Source organism: Candidatus Paceibacterota bacterium, from assembly GCA_030583745.1.
Classification (GTDB): domain Bacteria; phylum Patescibacteriota; class Minisyncoccia; order Phycocordibacterales; family BOKC01; genus BOKC01.
In genome coordinates this window covers 609651-630462 of the sequence record CP129473.1, presented here as the reverse complement: position 1 = coordinate 630462, position 20812 = coordinate 609651, and the positions used below count along the sequence as shown (strand labels likewise).

At 40.6% G+C, this 20812-nt stretch carries 32 protein-coding genes and 1 pseudogene; 5 read left to right on the top strand and 28 right to left on the bottom strand.

Annotation, left to right across the window (positions count from 1 at the left end):
• Positions 1–12: 12 nt before the first annotated feature.
• The 4 genes from QY304_03410 to QY304_03395 all read right to left on the bottom strand — a co-directional run bounded on the left by QY304_03410 (position 13) and on the right by QY304_03395 (position 4286).
• Positions 13–2178 (bottom strand): heavy metal translocating P-type ATPase, encoded by a 2166-nt coding sequence (locus QY304_03410; GenBank protein WKZ26414.1) that lies wholly within the window; start codon positions 2176–2178, stop codon positions 13–15.
• Between the two features lie 22 nt (positions 2179–2200).
• Positions 2201–2812 carry a DUF305 domain-containing protein gene (locus tag QY304_03405; protein WKZ26413.1) on the bottom strand — a complete coding sequence of 204 codons (612 nt, stop codon included), beginning with the start codon at positions 2810–2812 and terminating at the stop codon, positions 2201–2203.
• 33 nt (positions 2813–2845) lie between these two features.
• A complete protein-coding gene (locus QY304_03400) occupies positions 2846–3115 on the bottom strand; it encodes a metal-sensing transcriptional repressor (GenBank protein WKZ26412.1) in 270 nt (89 codons plus the stop codon).
• Positions 3116–3440: 325 nt separating this feature from the next.
• Positions 3441–4286, bottom strand: coding sequence for a ZIP family metal transporter (locus QY304_03395; GenBank protein ID WKZ26411.1), 846 nt, complete (start codon positions 4284–4286; stop codon positions 3441–3443).
• Between the two features lie 56 nt (positions 4287–4342).
• Between QY304_03395 and QY304_03390 the strand changes: the two genes are divergently transcribed.
• The 5 genes from QY304_03390 to rplT all read left to right on the top strand — a co-directional run bounded on the left by QY304_03390 (position 4343) and on the right by rplT (position 7116).
• A complete protein-coding gene (locus QY304_03390; protein ID WKZ26410.1) occupies positions 4343–4774 on the top strand; it encodes a Fur family transcriptional regulator in 432 nt (143 codons plus the stop codon).
• Positions 4762–5898, top strand: a complete 1137-nt coding sequence (locus tag QY304_03385) for a YibE/F family protein (protein WKZ26409.1) — start codon at positions 4762–4764, stop codon at positions 5896–5898. The genes QY304_03390 and QY304_03385 overlap by 13 nt, the downstream gene beginning before the upstream one ends.
• 76 nt (positions 5899–5974) lie before the next feature.
• The gene (gene infC / locus QY304_03380; GenBank protein ID WKZ26408.1) at positions 5975–6487 is read left to right on the top strand and encodes a translation initiation factor IF-3; all 513 of its coding nucleotides are present in this window, start codon (positions 5975–5977) and stop codon (positions 6485–6487) included.
• Between the two features lie 77 nt (positions 6488–6564).
• Positions 6565–6747 (top strand): 50S ribosomal protein L35, encoded by a 183-nt coding sequence (locus tag QY304_03375; protein ID WKZ26407.1) that lies wholly within the window; start codon positions 6565–6567, stop codon positions 6745–6747.
• A 24-nt stretch (positions 6748–6771) separates the two neighbouring features.
• Positions 6772–7116: a 50S ribosomal protein L20 gene (gene rplT, locus QY304_03370; GenBank protein WKZ26406.1), complete on the top strand. Its 345-nt coding sequence runs from the start codon at positions 6772–6774 to the stop codon at positions 7114–7116.
• Positions 7117–7421: 305 nt separating this feature from the next.
• On the opposite strand, the gene QY304_03365 is transcribed toward rplT, so the two are convergent.
• The 24 genes and pseudogenes from QY304_03365 to QY304_03250 form a co-directional block, all read right to left on the bottom strand.
• Positions 7422–7829, bottom strand: coding sequence for a hypothetical protein (locus tag QY304_03365; protein ID WKZ26405.1), 408 nt, complete (start codon positions 7827–7829; stop codon positions 7422–7424).
• 229 nt (positions 7830–8058) lie between these two features.
• Positions 8059–8661, bottom strand: a complete 603-nt coding sequence (locus QY304_03360) for a nucleoside-diphosphate kinase (GenBank protein ID WKZ26404.1) — start codon at positions 8659–8661, stop codon at positions 8059–8061.
• 85 nt (positions 8662–8746) lie between these two features.
• Positions 8747–9511, bottom strand: a complete 765-nt coding sequence (gene map, locus QY304_03355) for a type I methionyl aminopeptidase (protein WKZ26403.1) — start codon at positions 9509–9511, stop codon at positions 8747–8749.
• Between the two features lie 9 nt (positions 9512–9520).
• The gene (locus QY304_03350; GenBank protein WKZ26402.1) at positions 9521–10108 is read right to left on the bottom strand and encodes a nucleoside monophosphate kinase; all 588 of its coding nucleotides are present in this window, start codon (positions 10106–10108) and stop codon (positions 9521–9523) included.
• A 9-nt stretch (positions 10109–10117) separates the two neighbouring features.
• Positions 10118–11389 (bottom strand): preprotein translocase subunit SecY, encoded by a 1272-nt coding sequence (gene secY, locus QY304_03345; GenBank protein ID WKZ26401.1) that lies wholly within the window; start codon positions 11387–11389, stop codon positions 10118–10120.
• A gap of 4 nt (positions 11390–11393) precedes the next feature.
• Positions 11394–11822, bottom strand: coding sequence for a 50S ribosomal protein L15 (gene rplO, locus QY304_03340; protein ID WKZ26400.1), 429 nt, complete (start codon positions 11820–11822; stop codon positions 11394–11396).
• A gap of 21 nt (positions 11823–11843) precedes the next feature.
• Complete coding sequence (locus QY304_03335; protein WKZ26399.1) at positions 11844–12407, bottom strand: 30S ribosomal protein S5; 564 nt, start codon at positions 12405–12407, stop codon at positions 11844–11846.
• Positions 12408–12424: 17 nt separating this feature from the next.
• On the bottom strand, positions 12425–12763 hold the full coding sequence (rplR, locus tag QY304_03330) for a 50S ribosomal protein L18 (protein ID WKZ26398.1): 339 nt from the start codon (positions 12761–12763) through the stop codon (positions 12425–12427).
• 18 nt (positions 12764–12781) lie between these two features.
• Complete coding sequence (gene rplF / locus QY304_03325) at positions 12782–13315, bottom strand: 50S ribosomal protein L6 (protein ID WKZ26397.1); 534 nt, start codon at positions 13313–13315, stop codon at positions 12782–12784.
• Positions 13316–13323: 8 nt separating this feature from the next.
• Positions 13324–13716: a 30S ribosomal protein S8 gene (rpsH, locus tag QY304_03320; protein ID WKZ26396.1), complete on the bottom strand. Its 393-nt coding sequence runs from the start codon at positions 13714–13716 to the stop codon at positions 13324–13326.
• 33 nt (positions 13717–13749) lie between these two features.
• Positions 13750–13935 (bottom strand): type Z 30S ribosomal protein S14, encoded by a 186-nt coding sequence (locus tag QY304_03315; GenBank protein WKZ26395.1) that lies wholly within the window; start codon positions 13933–13935, stop codon positions 13750–13752.
• A 226-nt stretch (positions 13936–14161) separates the two neighbouring features.
• Entirely contained in the window at positions 14162–14602 is a 441-nt protein-coding gene (locus tag QY304_03310; GenBank protein ID WKZ26394.1) for a hypothetical protein, read from the bottom strand.
• Positions 14603–15007: 405 nt separating this feature from the next.
• Positions 15008–15457: a hypothetical protein gene (locus QY304_03305; protein WKZ26393.1), complete on the bottom strand. Its 450-nt coding sequence runs from the start codon at positions 15455–15457 to the stop codon at positions 15008–15010.
• A gap of 285 nt (positions 15458–15742) precedes the next feature.
• A complete protein-coding gene (rplE, locus tag QY304_03300) occupies positions 15743–16276 on the bottom strand; it encodes a 50S ribosomal protein L5 (GenBank protein ID WKZ26392.1) in 534 nt (177 codons plus the stop codon).
• A 10-nt stretch (positions 16277–16286) separates the two neighbouring features.
• Complete coding sequence (gene rplX / locus QY304_03295; protein ID WKZ26391.1) at positions 16287–16595, bottom strand: 50S ribosomal protein L24; 309 nt, start codon at positions 16593–16595, stop codon at positions 16287–16289.
• Positions 16596–16621: 26 nt separating this feature from the next.
• Entirely contained in the window at positions 16622–16993 is a 372-nt protein-coding gene (gene rplN / locus QY304_03290) for a 50S ribosomal protein L14 (GenBank protein ID WKZ26390.1), read from the bottom strand.
• A gap of 59 nt (positions 16994–17052) precedes the next feature.
• Positions 17053–17295, bottom strand: a complete 243-nt coding sequence (gene rpsQ, locus QY304_03285) for a 30S ribosomal protein S17 (GenBank protein WKZ26389.1) — start codon at positions 17293–17295, stop codon at positions 17053–17055.
• Between the two features lie 5 nt (positions 17296–17300).
• Positions 17301–17489, bottom strand: coding sequence for a 50S ribosomal protein L29 (rpmC, locus tag QY304_03280; protein ID WKZ26388.1), 189 nt, complete (start codon positions 17487–17489; stop codon positions 17301–17303).
• A 4-nt stretch (positions 17490–17493) separates the two neighbouring features.
• Positions 17494–17913, bottom strand: coding sequence for a 50S ribosomal protein L16 (rplP, locus tag QY304_03275; protein ID WKZ26387.1), 420 nt, complete (start codon positions 17911–17913; stop codon positions 17494–17496).
• An 84-nt stretch (positions 17914–17997) separates the two neighbouring features.
• The gene (gene rpsC / locus QY304_03270; protein WKZ26386.1) at positions 17998–18675 is read right to left on the bottom strand and encodes a 30S ribosomal protein S3; all 678 of its coding nucleotides are present in this window, start codon (positions 18673–18675) and stop codon (positions 17998–18000) included.
• Between the two features lie 70 nt (positions 18676–18745).
• A pseudogene (rplV, locus tag QY304_03265) lies at positions 18746–19072 on the bottom strand (50S ribosomal protein L22).
• Positions 19073–19086: 14 nt separating this feature from the next.
• Positions 19087–19440, bottom strand: a complete 354-nt coding sequence (rpsS, locus tag QY304_03260) for a 30S ribosomal protein S19 (GenBank protein WKZ26385.1) — start codon at positions 19438–19440, stop codon at positions 19087–19089.
• A 71-nt stretch (positions 19441–19511) separates the two neighbouring features.
• Positions 19512–20357, bottom strand: a complete 846-nt coding sequence (gene rplB / locus QY304_03255; protein ID WKZ26384.1) for a 50S ribosomal protein L2 — start codon at positions 20355–20357, stop codon at positions 19512–19514.
• A gap of 38 nt (positions 20358–20395) precedes the next feature.
• The gene (locus QY304_03250) at positions 20396–20812 is read right to left on the bottom strand and encodes a 50S ribosomal protein L23 (GenBank protein ID WKZ26383.1); all 417 of its coding nucleotides are present in this window, start codon (positions 20810–20812) and stop codon (positions 20396–20398) included.

Here is a 20812-nt window from a genome sequence, read left to right as displayed (position 1 = left end):
TTATTTTAATTTTTAATTCAATGACCTACTTCTTAAAAACATTGCATTTACTGCCACGATAACAGTTGAGGCCGACATAAAAATTGCGGCCACTGCCGGCTCCACCGGCGGCACCCCGTAAAACATCAGCGCTCCGGCTGCCAAAGGCAAAGCGATAATGTTGTAACCCGTTGCCCAGAAAAGATTCTGAATCATTTTATTGTAAGTTAGCTTTGAAAGCCTGATTATTTTCGAAATGTCTTGTGGATCATTTTTAGCTAAAATTATGCCAGCCGATTCAATGGCCACATTAGTGCCTGCACCGACCGCAATTCCCAAGTCGGCTTGAGTTAAAGCCGGAGCGTCGTTCACACCATCGCCCACAAACGCCACTTTCAAACCACGATTTTGCAATTCTTTGACTTTCTCAACCTTTTGCTCTGGCAAGACCCGAGCAAAATATTCATCAATCCCCAATTCTTTAGCAACATAAGAGGCCACATCTTCCGAGTCCCCCGTAACCATTGCAACCTTAATACCCTGATTATGGAGCATCTCAACCGCTTTTTTGGACTCTGGACGAATAACATCCGATAAGGCAATGCCGCCTAAAAGTTTATCTCCAGACAAAGCAAAAATTACCGTTTTACCTTGCCCTTCTAACCCTTTAACTTTTGAATAAACATCTTCGCTAATTTGAATATTTTTCTCCTTTACCAAAACCTCGCTTCCCACTAAAATTTCTTTTCCGAGGATAAATCCTTTTGCGCCTTTACCAGCTAGGCGCTCAAAATTTTTTATGTCTTCAAGACCAATATTTCTTTTTTTTGCTTCTTCAACTATTGCTTTGGCAATTGAGTGTTCGGAATGTTTATTTACAGAAGCAGCCATTTGCAAAACTTTATTCTCTTCAACTCCATCGGCAGACAAAATTACATCCACACCAAACCTTCCTTCCGTTAAAGTCCCGGTTTTGTCAAAAAGCACAACTTGGATTCGGCGAGCTTCTTCAAGAGCCAGACGCCTCTTTACGATAAAACCGTTTGAAGCCGCCATATTGGTAGAAATTGATGCAACTAATGGCACAGCTAGGCCCAAAGCGTGAGGACAGGCAATAACCAAAACTGCCACTAGCCGAGCTACCGCGAAAGCAACTTCCCGGCCAGCCAAAAGCCAAGCAGTTAAAGTAATAGCTCCAGCTGAAACGGCAATAATTGTTAAAACGAGCGCCGCTTTGTCGGAGAGAATTTGAAGGCGTGACTTAGAGCTTTCGGCTTCAGCAACCAAACGCATTATTCCGGCTAAAAAAGTTTCTTCACCGATTTTTGTTACCTCAACTTCTAAACTTCCGTCGCTGTTTATGGTACCGGCAATTACTTCATCTCCGGCTTTTTTGGAAACCAACTTTGATTCACCGGTTACAATTGACTCGTCCAGTTCAGATTGACCCCGAATAACTTTTCCATCAGCCGGCACTCTCGCCCCCGGTTTTACCAAAACCACATCTCCGACTCTAAGCTCTAGAATCGAAATAATTTTTGTTTTAAACCCTCCTTTATTCAAATTAAGGACTTGCGATGTCGATATATTGACATCTGATGTCCTTAATATTAATTCGGCAGTGTCGGGAATTAATTTTGCTAATTCTTTTAGAGCACCGCGGGCTTTTTTAACCGCCTTCATTTCAAGCCAGTGGCCTAAAAGCATAATTGTCACTAAAGTTCCAAGCTCCCAGAAAAGAGGGTGTTCGCCGGCAAAAATGGCATAAATACTCCAAAGATAAGCTGCTGAAATCGCCAAAGCAATCAAAGTCATCATTCCCGGCAACCGAGCTCGAAGTTCTCTAAATGCCCCTGTCAGAAAAACCCAACCGCCGTAGAAAAAGACGATTGAACCTAAAACCAGAATCAAATATTCAAGTCCGGGGAAATACGGTAATCCTTTGCCGAAAAACAATTCTGGAAGTTCTGAATAAGCTACAAGCGGTATTGTCAAAATTAAAGCCACCCAAAATTTCCGCAAAAAACTTTCCGTTTTGTGTCCTTGATGTTTATCGTGGCTTGCAGCATCTTTACTTTCTACTTTTGACTTTCTACTTTTTACTAAATTCATCCCACATTCCGGACACATTCCCGGACCATCTTTTTGAATTTCCGGGTGCATAGGACAAGTATAAAAATTTTTTATAGTTTCACTCATATCTAATTTTTAATCTTTCTAATTATTTTTTAGACCATTCTTTTTGCCAGTTTCTCATAATTTCAATCTCTTCAGATTGAGAAGTTATAATCTGGTCAGCCAAAATTTGCATTTCTGACCGGACACTTCCGGTAGATAGCATTCTGGCCATCATAATAGCCATTTCATGGTGTAAAATCATTTGCCTTAAAAACTCAAGGTCGAAATTTTCTGCTCTTAGTAGAGCTTCAATGTCTCCCTCCATTCCCTCCATATGCATAGGCATTTGGCCATGCATCATACCGGACATTCCCGAAAAACTTTCCGGAACTTCTCCGCCAAACCAAGCTTGATACCACTCTTTCATCTGATTATTTTCCAAAGTCTGGGCTTTAATAATATCTTCAGATAAGGATCTAATCTCTTCCCGCCCTGAACGTTCAAGAGCGAGCTCTGCCATAGCAATAGCACCATTATGATGAGGAATCATCTCCTCAATAAAGTGTCTATCTATATTTCCTAGAGAAGTAGTGGGTGCTAATTTTTTGCCGGGAGTAAATCCCATCATCAGGTTACCGGAGAAAATTGGTGCAATTAAAATGCCGATAAATATTCCGACAACTCCTATTAAAATAAACGAAATTTTTGAATTCATAGATTTTTCTAAAATTAAAAATAGTAAAACAAATTATTTCTTTCTTGATAATTTATATAACAACAAAATCTCTTTAGTTGCTTTACTCTCTTTTCCAGATTTCATCTGCTCCATAACATGAGTAGACAAATGATTCTCCAAAATCAAATCCTCAATCCCAGAAAGCGCCTCCTTTACTGCCTCTGCTTGAACAATAATATCAACGCAGTATTTATCATTCTCGACCATCTTCTGTAGACCTCTGATCTGCCCTTCAATTATCTTAAGTCGTCTTTTGGCTTTGTTTTTATATTCAGCTTTCATATCGTTATTGATTATTAGTTATTGTTTCCCAATTATACCCCCTAGGGGTATTTTATGCAAATGAGAAAAAGAATGGAGGATTAGAAATGCTATAATAACCTCATATGATGAACTTTAGCGGCTGGGGCATGATGGGAGGAGCCGGTCTCTTATTCACAATCTTTTGGATTGTGATATTTGTAGACGCGATACTTCTCGGCATCTGGCTCTGGCAGCAGATTACAAAAAAATAACCAGGAATCAGGATTCTTAAATTCTAATCATAAAAAAACATTCTAACATTCTATAGAATGTTAGAATGTTTTTTGTAAAGATTTTTTAAAAATCAGATAGTTTGGATTTCCACTATTTCACCAAAATTGTTATGTTCCTCCTCATCGTGATGTCCTTCCTCCAAAGCAACGAGAGAAAGCATTATTAGAATTCCAACAATTATAGAAGCGAATTGAATGGCGGATTTTTTTAGGTTGCGAGTTTTGTGAATTTCCGGCACCAAGTCTGAACCAGCGATATAGATAAAGGCGCCGGCGGCGAAAGCGCCGATGTGAAAAATGTAAGGCTCCAAAAAAACACCAAAAAGGATAGTCAAACTAGCTCCTAAAACAGCGAACAGGGCGGTAGCAAAATTCCAAGTCAAAGCCTTGAGTCGCGACATTCCGGAGTGGACTAAAAGCCCGAAATCGGCAATCTCTTGGGGAATTTCGTGCAAAGCCACGGCGATGGCGGTAGCAATTCCAACTTCAATGCTTATAAAGAAACTTGCGGCAATTATAACGCCGTCAACCAAATTGTGAACGGAGTCGGAAGTCAAAACTAAAACCCCAAGCGGCTTGATTTTGCCTTTGTGATTTTCCATCTGCTCTAACGTATGGCACTCTTCCACGCTTTCAACACCGTGATGGTGGTGCCAATGGAGAAATTTTTCTAAAACAAAAAAAGTTAAAATCCCGGCCAAAACCATAAGAGAGATGATTACCCAATTTTCAACGTGTTCAAACGCTTCCGGAATAAGATGGAGAAAAGCATCGCCGAAAAGAGCGCCAGCGGCTAAGCCGACCAGCACAAAAAGAATTTTTTGCAAAAATTCTTTTTGAAAAGACAGAGTCAAAGCTCCGATCAAAGAGATCAAGCTGACAGCAAAAACACTTAATAAAATATAAAAAGTTAACATTTTAATTGCAAATTATTCGCATTTGTAATAGCATTATATTATCAGACCCTAAAAACATGTCAAACAACAAAACAAAACAAGACATCCTGAAACAAAATGGTTTGAAAGTTACATCGACCCGAGTTTGGATGCTAAAATTATTCAAAGACTCTCGCGCCCCTTTAAATGCCGAGAAGCTCCATAAAAAAATGGCTGGCAGAGGTGCGGATTTGGCCACCATTTACAGAAATCTTGAAACTTTTCTGGAGAAAAACCTTATCCGCAAAGTAGATCTGGGCGGAAATTTTACGTCGTACGAATTAAGCGAAAACCACCATCACCACATCGTCTGTAAAAAATGTGGTTTAGTCGAAGATTTTAACCTCTACCCGAACAAATGTGTCATTGACCGTATCAGCAAAAAAATCCTGCGTTCGTCATCTTATTTTGATAGAATAATGGAACACTCTTTTGAACTATTCGGGGTGTGCAGAAAATGCCAAGATTAAAAACATTTTTTTTAATATTGCTCTTTTTTCTCCTGCCGACCGCAAACCAAATCGCTCTTGGTCAAGAAATTCATCAAGATTTTCAGGGGGCATGGAAAGCAAAGGTTGAGAAAGTGGTTTCTGAAGAAAAGGTCCTAATTCCCGGCACCGATACAGAAACGGTGGTTCAGGTTTTGGAAGCCAGAATTATGGAAGGAGAAAGAAGTGGTGAAATAATATCTTTGCAAAACGATTACATCCCCCTGAAAATCGGAGACACCTTTTTTCTCAATTTTCTAATAACAATAGACGGAAGAGAAATATTCTCTGTCAGAGACGTGGACCGACGACCCACATTGATAATATTTTCTTTGCTTTTTGCGTTTACGATTCTAATTTTCGGAGGATGGCAAGGGCTTAGGGCGCTGTTGGGATTATTTGGAACTTTTTTGGTCATTATTTATATACTTCTGCCGTTACTTTTAAATGGGTATCCGCCGGTTCTAACAAGCACTTTAATTGCAACAATTGTTCTCTTTTTGGCAATCTATTTCACCCACGGATTCAATCGCGAATCAACCGTGGCGTTCACTGGAACAATTCTGGCAGTTTCTATCACAAGCGTCTTAGCTTTTCTTTCAGTTAAAATCGGCCGACTGTCCGGTTTCGCAAGCGACGAAGCCATATATCTAAACTTCAGCACCTTCGGCCAACTTGATCTTTCCGGATTACTTTTGGCGGGAATAATAATCGGCGTTCTTGGAGTACTCGACGATATTGCCATAACCCAATCGGCCGTGGTTAGCGAACTTTATGGCACAAATCCAAACCTTTCCAAAAAAGAAGTCTATGGCAAAGCCCTGCGAGTCGGGCGCGAGCATGCCGGCGCTTTGGTCAACACACTGGCCTTAGCTTATACCGGTGCCGCCCTGCCACTTCTCATGCTCTTTTCTATTTCCGAATCCAGTATTGGAATGATTGTGAATCAAGAAGTTTTTGCCTTAGAAATCTTACGAACAATAGTCGGAAGCATCGGCCTTGTGCTGACAATACCAATAACAACATTGATTGCCGTCTTTGTGCTGGAAAAATATAAGGGTCAAAAACCAAAAATAGAACACCACCATCACCACCATCACCACTAGAGCGCTAGGAAAAAATTTGCAGTAAAAAACAAGTCGTGCTATACTTTAGAAGTTAATAACTTGTCGCCTAAAATAATTGAATAACTGGAAAGCAAGGATAAACCACCAAATTAGGGCCTCTGAATTAAGGGTTATTGGATCCCAAGGCGAAAATCTCGGAATTTTGACCTTAAGTGAAGCTCTCAAAAAAAGCGAGGAGCTGGGTCTTGATTTAATAGAAATTTCACCAAACGCCAATCCGCCCATAGCCAGAATCTCTGATTTTGGAAAATATCAGTACGAAGAAAACAAGAAGCAAAAACAAGCGAAGTCAAAATCCCGGTCAGTAGAAGTAAAAAATATACAAATAAAAATCGGTACCGGAGAGCATGACCTTGGCTTAAAAGCTAAAAAAGCCGGCGAGTGGTTAAGCGAAAAACACAGAGTAAAAATTGATTTGTTCCTACCAGGCCGAACAAAATATCTTGAACAAAACTTCTTGAAGGACAGAATGGATAGAATCTTGAAATTATTGCCGGTTGAGTATAAAATCGCTGAACCGCCCAAAAAAAGTCCGAAGGGAATGACAATAATAATAGAGAAAAAATAAAAATAAGTTCTATAAATTAGCTTCAGGATACAATAAAAAACTAGAGTCAAAAACTAAGCGTTTAATAACTTAAGATTATGAAAACAAACAAATCGTATACAAAAAGGTTGAAAGTAACCAGAAAAGGAAAAGTTATTGCAAGAAAAACTGGTCAAAATCATTTCAATTCCAAAGACAGCGGTCGGAAAGGGATTGCAAAAAGGAGATCCTCATCTCTGAAATTTAACAAGAGAATCAGTAGAAGATTTTTATCAAAATAAAATATTATCTAAGCCGAAAGAACCATGACAAGAGTAAAGAAGGGGGTTCACGCCCTTAAAACAAGAAAGAATGTTTTAAAGAGAGCCAAGGGTTACAGACATGGCAGGTCAAAAAAAGAAAGACAAGCATATGAAGCGCTAGTTCATGCTGGCGCTCACGCTTTTGCGCACCGAAGAGATAAGAAAAATGACTTCCGAAAACTTTGGAACGTGCGGATAGGAGCCGCTTCAAAAGAGCAGGGAGTTTCTTACAGTAAACTGATTGGTGCTCTGAAAAAAGCCAATATCGCTTTAGACAGAAAAATCCTCTCCGGCTTGGCACAAAATCATCCGGAAACTTTCAAGAGGGTAATTAAAAAAATCTCCTAACTCCAACAGTCAAAATCCACACCTTGCATTGCGCGAGGTGGATATTTTGCTATCATATATTTTGGACTCGCACACCAAGAAGGAGAAATCCATGGAAAAAGAGCGTGTGGAAAAACCTCAATCAACAACGCATCCGGCAGAGGAACAGGAAGTGTGCCGGAAAGAAGGAGAAAAAGAAGAAAGGGGGGAAACCAAACCCCAGCCGAGTCAACTCTGCCGGAAACTCTACCTGAGTAAGGCGGAAAGAGTCAGCAGCTGATGAAGACGGTTTCGTGGGCGCTATCTGTATGGGGCGCCTTTTTCTTTTAGAAGTTTTTAAAAACTTTCCGGAAGAAAAATAGAGAAGCCAAAAGTCCGCCGGCAAAAGCCGAAAAGATATCAGAAACTGTGTCTTGAATATAATCAAAGTCGTTAAGAGAAGTCAGACCAAATTTTAGTTCAAAAATTTCCCAAAAAACAGCAACGATCACAAGAAAAGACGTTGCCAAGAAAGACAGAATCGCCGGATTTTTACGTTCAACATCAAGCAAAAACGCTCCAGAAAAAACCAAAAGCCAGAGAAAAAACAAGACTGTCCAAAAACCGCCAACAAAGTGCATCAAAATATCAAACCACCAAAGTTCGTAATACAAATAGAAATAGATGGCTACCGTGTGTAAAATAGCAATAGCGACAATGAGTCCTAGGATAATTTTTAGAATTTTATTTTCCATTTTTTAACTAGTTTTGCACGCCTTAATGATATCACAGTGCCAAAACTAAAATTCCCCCGCTTCGGGCGGAGGAATTTTAGTGGGGGTCATTTGAAAACATTTGCCCTATAAAATCATAGGTGGGTGCTCTCAACTCTACTCCGAGGAGTAGAGCAATTTGAACTCCCTGACAAATGTCATAGAGAATGTTTCAAACAACCCCTTATAGATTATACCAAAAACAAGAGAATTACTCCAAAATCCCGTCTAGATTTACATCGTATGTGATTTGTTCCTGAACTAATCGATAATTTACGATTTCATTTCCGTCAAACCAAAGAGAAATTTCTTTTTGAGCTTCATCAGTTGAGCCGGAAGCGTGAATAAGATTTCTGATAGCTCGGCCGTCAGTGTCAGCCATTTGATATGAATCCAATACAAAATCGCCTCGGATGGTGCCGACATCGCTTGAACGGGGTTCCGTGCCTCCAGTAATTTTTCGAACAACCTCAACCGCATGAGCGCCTTGCCAAACCATTGCCACAACCGGGCCGGATGTTAAATATTTTTTCAAATTTTCCAAAACTTTGTTGCCGACTTCCATCGGATCTGTTGAGGGAGGAGTTTGCCCTTTCTTCTCATAAGCCGAAATCGCCTTTTCACCAGTTTTTTGAATCCATTCCGGATCAACTGTGTAGTGAGCGTGAACTTGATCTTCTTTCGGCACCACAATTTTGAGCCCAACGAGCTTTAAGCCGATTCTTTCATATCGTCCAATAATCTCGCCGATCAAAGTCCTCTGAATTCCATCGGGCTTAATGATAACTAGTGTTTTTTCTTTGCTTGGGTGCATAGTAAATTAATTTGTAGCTAACAGTCTGTAGTTGATAATGCAAAAAGTATAGAAGAATTTACTAAAAATAGCAAAATCGCGAACTTCAACAAGTCAACACCTCCGGGCCTTTTTCGGTAATCGCAATTGTATGTTCAAAATGAGCGCAAAGGGATTTGTCTTTGGTGCTAATAGTAAATCCATCTTTTTCCAGAGAAATCTCACCACTGCCAAGACAAAGCATTGGCTCAATCGCTAAAACCATACCAATTTTTAGCTTCATGCCATTCCCCCTCCTTCCAGTATTCGGAATAAGCGGATCCTCATGGACCTTGTGACCAACACCGTGTCCGGCCAGTCCTTTTGCCAAATCAAAACCGTATTTTTTGGCTGTTTTCTCTATAGCAAAACCGATATCACCAACAAAGTTTCCTGATTTAGCTTCCTTAATTCCAGTTTCAAGACATTCCCTTGTCGCCTTAAGTAAGAGCTGAGTTTCTTTTTGAATCTTGCCTATCGGAAAAGTTATTGCTGAATCTGTTATAAGACCCAGATGATTAAGACCCATATCAACAGAAATAATATCCCCGTCTTTTAAAATTTTTTCGGGAGAAGGCAGGCCGTGGACCAATTCCTCATTTACTGAAACGCAAAGGGTTGCTGGATATGGCCGGCCATTTTCTTCCGGACAATAATTTAAAAACGCCGGTTTGTCGCCACCTTCATCTGCCAACCGAAAAGCTAAATCATCAAGATCTTTGGTGCTAATTCCGGGTTTTGAGGCACTTTTTATCTTGGCAAGAATCCGAGCCAAACGTCGTCCGCCCTCCCGCAAAATTTCTATTTCCTCTTTGTTTTTTAAAATAGACAATTGGAAAAATTAGATTCCGGATTTTTGAATTATTTCTTCGTAAACTTTCTCTATGGGTTGTTCGCCGTTAATCTCCAAAAGATTATAATCGGGATTATTCCTAAAGAAATCAACCGAGGGCGCCACCTCTTTTTCATACCAATCAAGACGGCTGTTTATGTATTCTTCGGTGTCATCTTTCCGGCCCCTTGATTTAAGTCTTTCCATAGACCAGTCGCGAGAAACATTTAAAGAAACCACAAACGGCTTGTCTAATTTGTAGAATTTCAAAGCCGAATCCAAAACCGGCGCTTCATATGGTCGACGACACAAACCGTCAAGCACTAAATCTTCTTCACCGGTAAAATTTTCATTCAAATGACTCGTCCAAAGCCAAACCGGCAAAAAAGCCGGTAGAAGTCCACCTTTGTCTATGATTTCTTTGGTCAGGCGACTGGTATAACCGCCATTAATTATAAATTCCCTTATTTTTTGGCCGGTTTCTATGTAAATAACTTTCCGTCCCTGTTTATTTTCCAAAAAATCTATCAAGAGCTTGGCTTGTGTGCCTTTGCCAGAGCCAGACGGGCCAAAAAACATGAAAGTTCGTGTTCGCATTTGCATCTTTTAATATTCTCTTGCTGTTATCTGGGCTTCGATTTTCTTTATCAAATCAATCACAACCGAAACAACAATCAGAAGGCCTGTGCCACCGATAGCAAAAGCGGTGATGTCGGTTAAAGCCACCATAACAAGGGGTAGAACAGCGATAATACCCAAAAACGAGGCGCCAACCAAAGTCAGGCGAGTTAAAATCTTTCCGACATAAGAAGAAGTGTTTTCTCCGGGACGAACTCCGGGGATAAAAGCTCCACTCTTCTGCAAATGAGTCGCGGTCGTATTCGGGTCAAAAGTTACAGCAGTATAAAAATAGGTGAAGAGGAAAACCAGACCAAAATAGACTGTCGCGTAAATCCACGGCTGTTCAACAATTCTCAAAAGAATTTGAGAAATATTTTGAACTGTCAAATTATCAATACTACCTAGAAAATTTAAGACCATTTGCGGGAAAAGAAGAATAGAGAGCGCAAAGATAATCGGAATTACTCCAGCTTGATTCAAACGTAGCGGTAAATAAGTTGAAACTCCACCGAAGACTCGAGAGCCCCTGATTCTCTTGCTATAAGTAATTGGGATTGGCCTCTCGGCTTCAGTAATAAAGACCACACCGTAAGTTATCGCTAGAGCGGCAACAAAGGCGGCAAGATAAATTGGTAATTGCGATATTTCGAAAGTAAACAAGAGCTGGGTAATAGTTGAAGGTAGGACGGCGACAATACCGGCAAAAATTAATATTGAAACTCCGTTACCAATACCAAACTCCGAAATTAATTCACCAATCCACATAAGCAAAATTGAACCGGCGGCAATAATCAAAACGTTCACCAACTGATCAGTTAAAGTCATTTCCGCAAGCACGCCCTGTGAGCGAAGAAAAGCCAAAAAACCAAAACCTTGAATAAAAGCAAGAGGCACGGTCAAAAATCTTGAATACTGATTAAATTTTTTCCTGCCCGCGTCCCCCTCCTCCTGATACATGGCTTTAAGTTTGGGCGACATAATGGTCAGAAGCTGCATAATAATAGAAGCGGTAATATAAGGCGCAACACCAAGCATCACAATCGAAAGATTGGCCAAACCACCACCGGAAAAAATGTTCAAAAGACCCAGAAATTGATTGTCAGAAAAAAACCTCTCTAACTGAAAAGCGTCAACTCCGGGGATGGGGATGGATGCCAGCATCCTGAAGACTACTAAAGCCCCAAGGACAAAAAATATTCTTTTTCTCAAAATCCTATCTTGGAAGATGAGTTTTAACTTTGTGCTAAATCCGCTCATATTTTTATTTTACCTCGCCTCCGGCTTTCTCAATTGCAGACTTTGCAGAACTGGAAAACAAACATCCGGACAGAACAATCTTTTTAGTTAGTTTACCATCAGACAAGACTTTTACTCCAATCTCCAAATCTTTTCTGGTAATCAAATTTTTCTTAGATAAAGAATCAGGACTAACCTCTTCGCCAGATGAAAAATTGTCTTCTATATCTTGTAGAGAAATAATTACGGGCTTGATCTGAAAACTCTTGAATCTATAACCTCTTTTTTTAGGCAAACGCTTTATCAAATCTCTAACTTCCGGTCTTAATTTGCGACCGGCTCGAGCTTTTTGCCCCTTCATACCACGACCGGAGGTTTTTCCTCTCTTACCTCCACGTCCAACCTGGCGGGATTTTTTGTTTTTGGTTTTTGGTTTTAAGTTGTGTAACTGCATAGTGTTTAATTTATTTCAAATCTAACCTTGAAACTGAACTAATGCTTCTATTGCCGCTTTGGCATTATTTAGCTTATTTTTGCTACCGGAGACAACCTTAGAATTTATATTCTTTATTCCTGCCAATTCCACCACGTCTCGAACGGAGCTTCCGGCTAATATTCCTCTACCAGGAGCCGGCATCATTATTACTTTTGAGCTAGAAAATTTACCTTTTACCAAATGTGGGATAGAGGAGTCTTTGGTTAAAGATATATTTATCAAATTTTTCTTTGCGTCTCTGTAAGCTTTTTCAATCGCAACCGGAGTATCATTTGACTTGCCAAGCCCGACACCGACTGATCCTTTTCTATTGCCGGCAACTAAGGCCACACTAAAACTAAAGCGTCTTCCACCAGAAACAACTCTGGCAACCCTGCGGATCTCTATGATCTTCTGTTCAAATTCCGGCTTAGGTCGGCCGGCTTTTTCGAATTTGTCCGAACGGCGCCTTCTATTTTTTGCAAAGACCGGCTTGTCGGAACGCTGTTTGTTGTCTGCAACTTCAGCCCCTGCTTTTTCCTCTTTTTTTTCTTCTGATTTCATAATCTTTAAAAAACAAATTAAAATTCTAGACCACCCTCTCTCAACCCTTCTGCTAAAGCCTTGATTTTACCACCAAACAAATAACCCCCTCTATCAAAAACTATCTTTGTAATTTTCTTTTCTTTAGCTTTCTCGGCCAACAATTTGCCGGCTTGTTTGGCTCTTTCGGTAGGATTCTTACCTTCAACATTCTTAGTATGAATAGCTACCAATGTCTCTCCGGTTTTATCATCAATGACTTGAGCGTAGATAGAAGTGTTGGATCGAAACACACTAACCCGTGGTCGCTCTACCGTGCCAAAAATTTTTGACCTTATTCTCTTTCTCCTTCTTTCTATCTTTGTTAAGACTTTCATAGCTTTGTTTAAAAATTTTTACGCAGACTTCTTGCCTTGTTTTCTTCTAATCTGTTCTCCTTCGTAATGAATACCTTTTCCTTTGTAAGGTTCTGGTTTCTTAACATCTCTTACTTTAGCGGCAAACTGCCCGACCATTTCTTTATCAATCCCGGAAATTTTTATTGAATCTTTTTCGGTCACAACATTTATCCCTCCAGGGATTTTTAACTCTACGGGATGAGAGAAACCGACGTTTAAGACAATGCTATCGCCCTTAACCTCCGCTTTAAATCCAATACCCTCTATTACGAGTTTTTTCTCAAAACCGGTGTTTACCCCACTTACCATATTGGCAACATGAGAAGCGTAGGTTCCCCAGAGAACTTGGCTGAAATTATCTTTCTTTGCAGGTGTTAACTTTACCGAATTATCCTCAACAGAAATTTTGATATTGTCGTTAAACTTTCTGGAAATCTCACCTTTTGGGCCCTTTACCAGCAAAAGGCCGTCGTTTAAGCTGACAGTGGTATTCTCCGGTATAGAAATTGGTTTTTTTCCTATTCTGCTCATATTTTTTATTACCAAATTCGAAACAAGGCCTCGCCGCCGATATTTTCTTTAATAGCTTCTCTGTCTGCCATAACTCCCTTGGGGGTCGTTAAAATAACGCGTCCGAAACCTTTTCTGACTGCCGCAATGTCCTTATTTTTCAAATACACCCTTCTTGAAAACCTGGAAACCCTTTCCGTACCTTTGACTTTCGGTTTTGAGCCATCGTAAGAAATTTCAAATTCAATAGATCGATCTCCGGGTTTTTTACCTTTCTGCGAAATCTTTTCTACAAAACCTTCTTTTTCAAGAACTTCCAACAAATTAAGCATTAGTTTGGAATAAGAAACAGAAGCGTGCTTTTTCCCAGTTTGCGCCGCGTTTTTAATTCTTATTAATAAATCGGATATTGGATCAGTCATTTTTCCAAATCTAGTGAAGGATAAATTAAAAAATTACCAGCTTGATTTCTTAATCCCCGGCAAAACCCCTTCGTTCGCAAACTCCCTAAAACAAATTCGGCAGAGGTCAAAATCTCTCATATAACCCCTGCAACGACCACACTTAAAACAACGCCGAACAGTTCGGGTTTGAAACTTTGGTTTTTTCTTTGATTTTGCAATTTGGGCTTTAGTGGCCATGAGAACTAGGGTTTAGCGACTAGGGTTTAGGGTTTAGGGAAATTCAAAACTCCTAACCCTAATTAAAATAGCTCTTGGTGAGCTTGTAAAAGAATAGCAGAAAGGAGATTTATGTCAAATTAGGGTATAGGGTCTGCTGGGGTATAGGGTTTAGATGGTTTGAAAATGTGGGGACAGAAATAGAATAGAAAAACCCCGCGTCACATGGACGCGGGGGTATGGCTCATCAAGCGGTTGTTGTCCTCCGGCCCTGCAAGCGCAAGGCAAGCAGGTACGAACCGCCGATAATCGTACCGACACCGGCCGGCAATGCCGTCAGCCACAGAGCCCAGAACGGCTCCTTGGCTCCGTTTTCCCTCGCGTTTTTGGCGATGACGAAGACGAGGGCGGCGATGACGAAGGCGGCGAGTTCGATGAAGGCGAAAGCGGCGATGAGAGCGGCATGGGCAGCGAAGGCGGCGATGAGAGCGGCAAGAGTGGTTAAAAGATCAGCGTAGGTGGCGGTTGTGGAGATTGCAGAGAGGGCGGTGACAATGACCGCGGCGGCGGTCATGATGATGACCGCGGTAGCCGCAAGTGCAACATCGCCGGTCATACCGAACGTCACTCCACCAACCAAGATCTGAAACAGAAAGATCCTGGTCGTACAAATCCACAGATTCTTCATCTTTATCTCCTTTTGTCTCTTGACTATTTCAGCGCTAACTCCTACATGGAGCTAGGCAAACCGGATGACAAACTTTGTCGGAAAACCACATGTTTTTCCGTATCCTTTTTAAGGATAGTACAATTTAATTGCAATGTCAAGAAAAATAAAGGCGTAAGCACTGTCAAGGTTAAACCTTGACAATTAGGTGTAAGAAAAATATCGCTTTGTTAAGCAGTATTTTCTCTGGGAGGTTTAACCTTGCCGTAGGTCTTAAATTAGGGTATAGGGTCTGGGGTATAGCCAGTGAGGTTTAGGGTTTGGGGTGTAGGGTTTAGGAAAATACAAAAGAAAACCCCGGCCAGATGGTCGGGGCTTCGATTGTTTAGACGTCAATCGAGAACGTTTTGCCGTTGCTGGCTGTCATCAGACGAACTGCTCGAACTTCTCCGGTCCAGGCTCGAAACGCTTGAAGTATCCATCCCAGTCGAACTTGTCGGCCTTGTAGATAATGCAGACATCAATGGAATTACCGTGGGAATCCCATTCGCTGCGGATCTCAACGATGAAGTCTGGCGGTCTGGAACTGATCTGAAAAATCTGCTCTCCATTAGACCGCACGTAAATGCTCGGCCGCCGATCAGAGGAAGGATCGAAGATCACATTGGCATCCAGGCGCGTCATCGCTCCATTGTAGACAACGTAGAAGACCGTTCTGTGATCATCCATGATAATCCCTCCTCCCTGAAGAAGGAACGGACTGACACGCTGGACGTCGAACTTCTTGATCGACGCCCATTTGAAACCGGGGATCTGATCCAACCCCGGAAATTCCCGGGCGAACCGCTGACGACGCTTCTCACTGAGATACCTCATGACTTTCTCCTTGCCTCACCTGGAGGCGAAGATACTTGTGTCGATTTTCCAAGTTCCCCTTGGCCCGTCGACACTTTCGGGAAATCCAGCCCAACACAGGCAGGAAAATGAGTCCTTAAGACACATTTTCCTGCCCGTTTGCAACGACAATGTAAAATAACATCCTTTTCTATTCTATCATAACTAATTTATTTGTCAATAAAAATTTTGCGCAGAATGATGCGAAATCAAAAATTCTCAATTTGATAAATCAACAAACCCGAACTATTGGCTATACCCCAATCCCTATTTTTTAAAAGGTAAACCGAGGTGTCTGAAAAACGCTTCGGCTTCTGGCTTATTTTTGGCTGTAGTTACAATCGTCACTGCCAAACCAAAAACATCCTTTATATCTTCATCAGAAGTTTCAGGAAAAATGGTGTGTTCTTTAATGCCGATAGTCAAATTGCCTATATCGTCAAGAAAATCAGAGGAAATACCTTTGAAATCTTTGGAGCGAGGCAGGGCTATTCTGATAAATCTCTCCAAAAAATCTATCATTCTCTTACCCCTTAAAGTAATCTGGTAACCAACAATTTCACCTTGTCTTGATTTAAAATTAGCTATAGAAATCTTTGCTGGTCTAGGAGATGGTTTTTGACCAGTTATTTTTGCTAATCGATCTTCAATAACCTCAAGCTTCTTCTTGTCTTTTACAGATCCAACGCCGACACTCAAAACCACCTTCTCTAACCGAGGCGCTTGCATCTGGCCTTGATAGCCCATAGCTGGCTTCAAAGCTTCAAAGGTCTTTTCCAATTTTTGCGCAATTTGAGTCATAATCTTTTAACTAATCAATTAATTGCCCGCTTTTTTTGGCATATCTTTTCATTCGGCCATTTTCTGAACGTTTTCCGATTCTTGTAGGTTTCTGGCTTTTAGGATCCACAAACATAACATTGGAAATATGAATTGGCATACTTTTATCAACCATCTGCCCTTTTTGACCTTGTTTTTTTGGTCTTTGGTGCGACTTAAACAAGTTAAGGCCCGGGATAATTACTTTATTGTTGTCGGTTAAAACCCTTTCAACTTTTCCCGATTTTCCTTTATCTTTTCCGGCAATTATTTTTACTGTGTCTCCTTTTTTTATTTTCATATTACAAATATTCTTGGCAACTTGTGTTATACGATTTCCGGTGCCAAAGAAACAATCTTTTGAAATCCTCTTTCACCTATCTCTCTTGGAATCGGACCGAATACGCGTCCGGCAATTGGCTCATTCTTCTCTTTCTCTAAAATAACTACTGCATTATCGTCAAAACGCACATATGACCCATCAGAGCGTCGATAAGGTTTCTTCTGCCTAACAACCACTGCTCTCAAAACATCCTTTTTCTTGACCGCCTTTCTTGGTTCGGCTTTCTGAACTGATAAAACCAAAACATCTCCAATCTGCGCATATCTTCTTTTAGAACCACCTAAAATCTTAAAAACTCGGCCGATTTTGGCGCCGGAATTGTCGGTGATATTTACGATTGAACGAGGTTGAAGCATGTTTTAATTTTAAATTTCGGATTCTATGATTTGAAACCAGTGGTTTTAAACGACAGAACTTAAATTACTTTGAAATGCTTGTCTTTACTAATTGGACGGCATTCTTCAATTGAAACCTTGTCTCCAATTTTTTTACTATTACCAGCATCGTGGGCTTTAAACTTCTTGTTTATCTTAACGTATTTACCAAATTTAGGATGTTTAACAAAACGCTGAACTTTAACAACGATTGTGTCTTTCATTTTGTCTGAAACCACAACCCCAGACAAGACTTTCCTTTTTGTTGTTTTCTCTTGATCCATAAGCACTATTTCTTAACATTAATCTCTCTTTGGTGCAACTCCGTAAGAATTCTGGCAATCTCTTTCCTCAAGTCCCGACCTTCTTTGGTATTTCTGATTTTTCCTCCGGCGATGTTAAAGCGAAAATTTCTCAAAGCTTCTTTTTTCTCCGCCAACATTTTTATTAATTCTTTTGTGTCTTGTTTAAACGCCATAAAATTACAAACGGCTGACCACTTTAGTTTTGACTGGTAATTTCGTACCACCCTTACGCAAAGCTTCAGCCGCAACTTCAGCAGAAACTCCATCAACCTCGAAAAGAATTCGTCCGGGCCTTATTTGGACCTGATATCCTTGAATGTCTCCCTTACCCTTACCCATCTTAACTTCAGCCGGTTTAGAGGTGAAGGGCATGTCAGGAAAAATACGAATCCACATTTTTCCGGTCTTGCCGATAGCTCGAGAGATTGTTTTTCTGGCTGATTCTATTTGATTAGACCTGATGCGAGATGTGGTTGTCGCTTTCAGACCGAAAGAGCCGAAAGAGACTTCCGTTCCGCGAGTGGCAATTTTTACTTTTTTAGGATTTTCTCGAAAAGTGTGCCACTTTCTGTATTTTACTTTCTTTGGGAACAGCATGATTTTTAAATTATTTTTATTACTCTATTGGAAACAGTTGCTCTAAATAAATTCTGTGTAATGGTATCTCAAAACTACATTGGGCTAATTACTTTTTGCACCTTTCTCCTCAAAGATATCTCCTCTGTAAATCCAGACTTTTATTCCCAAGTTACCGTAAGGCAACACGGCTTCTTGTCTCGCAAAATCAACATCAGCGCGAAAAGTCTGAAGAGGAATTCTACCGGCTTTTTTGCTCTCCTTTCTGGACATTGTTGCGCCACCTAAACGGCCTGAAAGCTGAATCTTTGCACCAATTACATCTCGATTAGCCATTACTTTGTCCAGGGTCTGCTTTATTACTCGACGAAAAGGCATTCTTTTCTCCAAACCTTCAGCGATCATTTGACTGACAATAGCGGCGTTTGATTCTGGAGATTTCACTTCTTTAATATCGATCTTTAACTCCTGCGCTTCCGAAGAAAAACCGGCCTTTCTAATCTTCTTGACCAATTCTTCTTTCAGTTTAGCGGCACCTTCTCCACTCCGGCCTATAATTAAGCCCGGTCTTGAAGTCTCGATAACGACTTTCAAAATTTTTTGATTTCTTTCAATTATAACGTTCGCAATATAAAATCCTTTCAACCTTTTCTTTAGAAAGTCTCTAATCAGAAGGTCGCTTCTTAAAGAATCGGTATATTTCTGCTTCAAGCCAAACCATTGAGACTTCCAACCTCTTAAAATTCCAATTCTATGAGCATAAGGATGAACATTGTGCGGCATAAATTTATTTTTTGTTTGGCTTGGATTTTTTACTACTTATAATTTCCGCGCCATCTTTTTTCATCGGTTTTTCTTCCAAAACTAAAGAAATATGGCTGGTTCTTTTGCGAACCGGCATAACTCGTCCTCGGGCGCGAAACCGGCGTCGGTATAATATCGTTCCTGCATCCACTGAAATTTTTTTGACTTTTAGCTGATCTGGGTCAAGTCCAAGTCCTTTGGCATTAGCCGCGGCTGATTGAACAAGTTTTTTAATCGGTGAAGCGGCGCTTTTATTTAAAAAACTTAAAGCCACCAAGGCATCATTAACCGCCTTGCCGCGAATTGCATCCGCCGCCAATCGGACTTTTCTCGGCGACTGCCTCAACATATTCAGTTTTGCTGAAACGGTTTTCATGTTCCTTATTTAAATTATTTTCCCGGAGCTTTAGCTGAATCCCCACTTGTCTTTGCCGCTCTTGCCGCCTCTATTTCAGATTCTTTCTTTTTCTGCTCCAAATCTTTCTGCATCTTTCCGCCGTGTTTAACAAATTTTCTAGTCAAAGAGAATTCGCCAAGACGATGTCCGACCATGTCTTCATTTACTCTTACCTCAATATGTTCCCTGCCATTATGAACACCAAAAGCAAAACCCACCATTTCCGGTGAAATTTGACTGTCCCGCGACCAAGTCTTGATAACTCCAACATCATCAGGTTTTTTACCGGAAATCTTCTTCAGTAATCTTGGGTCAACGTAAGGTCCTTTTTTTGATGATCTAACCATATTAAAAATAAAAGCTCATGGCGAGCTATAAAAAGAATAGCAGAAAGCGTTTTATTGTCAAACAAAAAGTCCTATTGGCGCTTCTTGCCGACCTTCCTTCTGGAAACTATGAACTTATTTGAGTACTTCTTGGTTTTTCTGGTCTTTTGGCCCTTACCTGTCGGCTTTCCCCATTTGCTTTTAGCCCTTCTTAATCCGCGACCGGAACGCCCTTCACCTCCACCATAAGGATGGTCAACCGGATTCATAGCCGAACCCCTGACGGTCGGACGGATACCAAGCCACCTGCTCCTTCCGGCTTTACCAATATTTACCAAACGATTTTCCGGATTAGAAACCGAACCAACTGATGCCCAGCAATTTTCTGGCACCCTACGCACTTCGCTCGAAGGCATTTTAAGTCCAATATATCCAGCGTCTTTTGCGACTATTTCAGCAAAACTTCCCGCGCTTCTCACAAGGCGTGCTCCGCCGGAAGGTTTTAATTCAACATTGTAGACAAAGGTTCCAACCTCCAGATTCTTAAGAGGTAAACGATTACCAGCCTTGATAGGAGCTTCTTCCCCAATCAAAAGCTCTTCACCAGCCACCACCCCTTGAGGCAAGAGTATGTATGCCTTTTCTCCATCGGCAAAAACTGCAAGACCAATAAAACCAGTCCGGAAAGGATCATATTCAACAGAAACTATTTTGAAAGGTATTCCTTTTTTATTCAAAGCAAAATCAACCATTCTGTATCTTTTCTTGTGTCCGCCACCTTTATGTCTGGTGGTAATCCGCCCTTGGTTATTTCTCCCAACAGCCAATTTCCCGCCTTTAGTCAAAGACTTCTGGGGTTTCTTAGATGTCAAAACTCCCTTAAAGCCGGGGATAGACATTTGTCTTCTGCTTGCAGTTGTCGGTTTGAATGTTTTCATATTTTTTAAAAAACAAATAAAAGTCTGTTCCGAAAAAGTTAGACAATGTCTATTTTATCGCCATCTTTCAGATAAACATACGCTTTTTTAACTGCCGGCTTAACCCCTTTTCTTCCCCTTACGATCAAGTTTTTTGCTGGATTTTTTACTATGTTTATCTTGCGCGGATTAACTTTATAAATTTTTTCTATGGTTTTTCTAACAGAAATTTTTGTCGCATCTTTTCTGACCTCAAAAATATAGACGCCTTTTTGTTGTTCGTCTGTAGCTTTTTCGGTAATCCTTGGCCTCAAAATGACATCGGCTGGATAATTCAGCGTCGAATTAGCCAAAAAATCACCCTTCGTCAAAGTCGGGTTTGCACCAGATTCAGAAGAAACCTTTTCGGCTTTTTTTTCTTCAACAGCTTTTGCGATCGCTGGTTTTTTTTCTTTTTTTGTTTTAAAGAGCGCCAT

Bases quoted from the DNA above. Each gene is read 5' to 3' on its own strand.
- QY304_03410 (WKZ26414.1), bottom strand. From the start codon at position 2,178: ATGAGTGAAACTATAAAAAATTTTTATACTTGTCCTATGCACCCGGAA.
- QY304_03405 (WKZ26413.1), bottom strand. From the start codon at position 2,812: ATGAATTCAAAAATTTCGTTTATTTTAATAGGAGTTGTCGGAATATTT.
- QY304_03400 (WKZ26412.1), bottom strand. From the start codon at position 3,115: ATGAAAGCTGAATATAAAAACAAAGCCAAAAGACGACTTAAGATAATT.
- QY304_03395 (WKZ26411.1), bottom strand. From the start codon at position 4,286: ATGTTAACTTTTTATATTTTATTAAGTGTTTTTGCTGTCAGCTTGATC.
- QY304_03390 (WKZ26410.1), top strand. From the start codon at position 4,343: ATGTCAAACAACAAAACAAAACAAGACATCCTGAAACAAAATGGTTTG.
- QY304_03385 (WKZ26409.1), top strand. From the start codon at position 4,762: ATGCCAAGATTAAAAACATTTTTTTTAATATTGCTCTTTTTTCTCCTG.
- QY304_03375 (WKZ26407.1), top strand. From the start codon at position 6,565: ATGAAAACAAACAAATCGTATACAAAAAGGTTGAAAGTAACCAGAAAA.
- rplT (WKZ26406.1), top strand. From the start codon at position 6,772: ATGACAAGAGTAAAGAAGGGGGTTCACGCCCTTAAAACAAGAAAGAAT.
- QY304_03365 (WKZ26405.1), bottom strand. From the start codon at position 7,829: ATGGAAAATAAAATTCTAAAAATTATCCTAGGACTCATTGTCGCTATT.
- QY304_03360 (WKZ26404.1), bottom strand. From the start codon at position 8,661: ATGCACCCAAGCAAAGAAAAAACACTAGTTATCATTAAGCCCGATGGA.
- QY304_03350 (WKZ26402.1), bottom strand. From the start codon at position 10,108: ATGCGAACACGAACTTTCATGTTTTTTGGCCCGTCTGGCTCTGGCAAA.
- secY (WKZ26401.1), bottom strand. From the start codon at position 11,389: ATGAGCGGATTTAGCACAAAGTTAAAACTCATCTTCCAAGATAGGATT.
- rplO (WKZ26400.1), bottom strand. From the start codon at position 11,822: ATGCAGTTACACAACTTAAAACCAAAAACCAAAAACAAAAAATCCCGC.
- QY304_03335 (WKZ26399.1), bottom strand. From the start codon at position 12,407: ATGAAATCAGAAGAAAAAAAAGAGGAAAAAGCAGGGGCTGAAGTTGCA.
- rplR (WKZ26398.1), bottom strand. From the start codon at position 12,763: ATGAAAGTCTTAACAAAGATAGAAAGAAGGAGAAAGAGAATAAGGTCA.
- rplF (WKZ26397.1), bottom strand. From the start codon at position 13,315: ATGAGCAGAATAGGAAAAAAACCAATTTCTATACCGGAGAATACCACT.
- rpsH (WKZ26396.1), bottom strand. From the start codon at position 13,716: ATGACTGATCCAATATCCGATTTATTAATAAGAATTAAAAACGCGGCG.
- QY304_03315 (WKZ26395.1), bottom strand. From the start codon at position 13,935: ATGGCCACTAAAGCCCAAATTGCAAAATCAAAGAAAAAACCAAAGTTT.
- QY304_03310 (WKZ26394.1), bottom strand. From the start codon at position 14,602: ATGAAGAATCTGTGGATTTGTACGACCAGGATCTTTCTGTTTCAGATC.
- QY304_03305 (WKZ26393.1), bottom strand. From the start codon at position 15,457: ATGAGGTATCTCAGTGAGAAGCGTCGTCAGCGGTTCGCCCGGGAATTT.
- rplE (WKZ26392.1), bottom strand. From the start codon at position 16,276: ATGACTCAAATTGCGCAAAAATTGGAAAAGACCTTTGAAGCTTTGAAG.
- rplX (WKZ26391.1), bottom strand. From the start codon at position 16,595: ATGAAAATAAAAAAAGGAGACACAGTAAAAATAATTGCCGGAAAAGAT.
- rplN (WKZ26390.1), bottom strand. From the start codon at position 16,993: ATGCTTCAACCTCGTTCAATCGTAAATATCACCGACAATTCCGGCGCC.
- rpsQ (WKZ26389.1), bottom strand. From the start codon at position 17,295: ATGGATCAAGAGAAAACAACAAAAAGGAAAGTCTTGTCTGGGGTTGTG.
- rpmC (WKZ26388.1), bottom strand. From the start codon at position 17,489: ATGGCGTTTAAACAAGACACAAAAGAATTAATAAAAATGTTGGCGGAG.
- rplP (WKZ26387.1), bottom strand. From the start codon at position 17,913: ATGCTGTTCCCAAAGAAAGTAAAATACAGAAAGTGGCACACTTTTCGA.
- rpsC (WKZ26386.1), bottom strand. From the start codon at position 18,675: ATGCCGCACAATGTTCATCCTTATGCTCATAGAATTGGAATTTTAAGA.
- rpsS (WKZ26385.1), bottom strand. From the start codon at position 19,440: ATGGTTAGATCATCAAAAAAAGGACCTTACGTTGACCCAAGATTACTG.
- rplB (WKZ26384.1), bottom strand. From the start codon at position 20,357: ATGAAAACATTCAAACCGACAACTGCAAGCAGAAGACAAATGTCTATC.
- QY304_03250 (WKZ26383.1), bottom strand. From the start codon at position 20,812: ATGGCGCTCTTTAAAACAAAAAAAGAAAAAAAACCAGCGATCGCAAAA.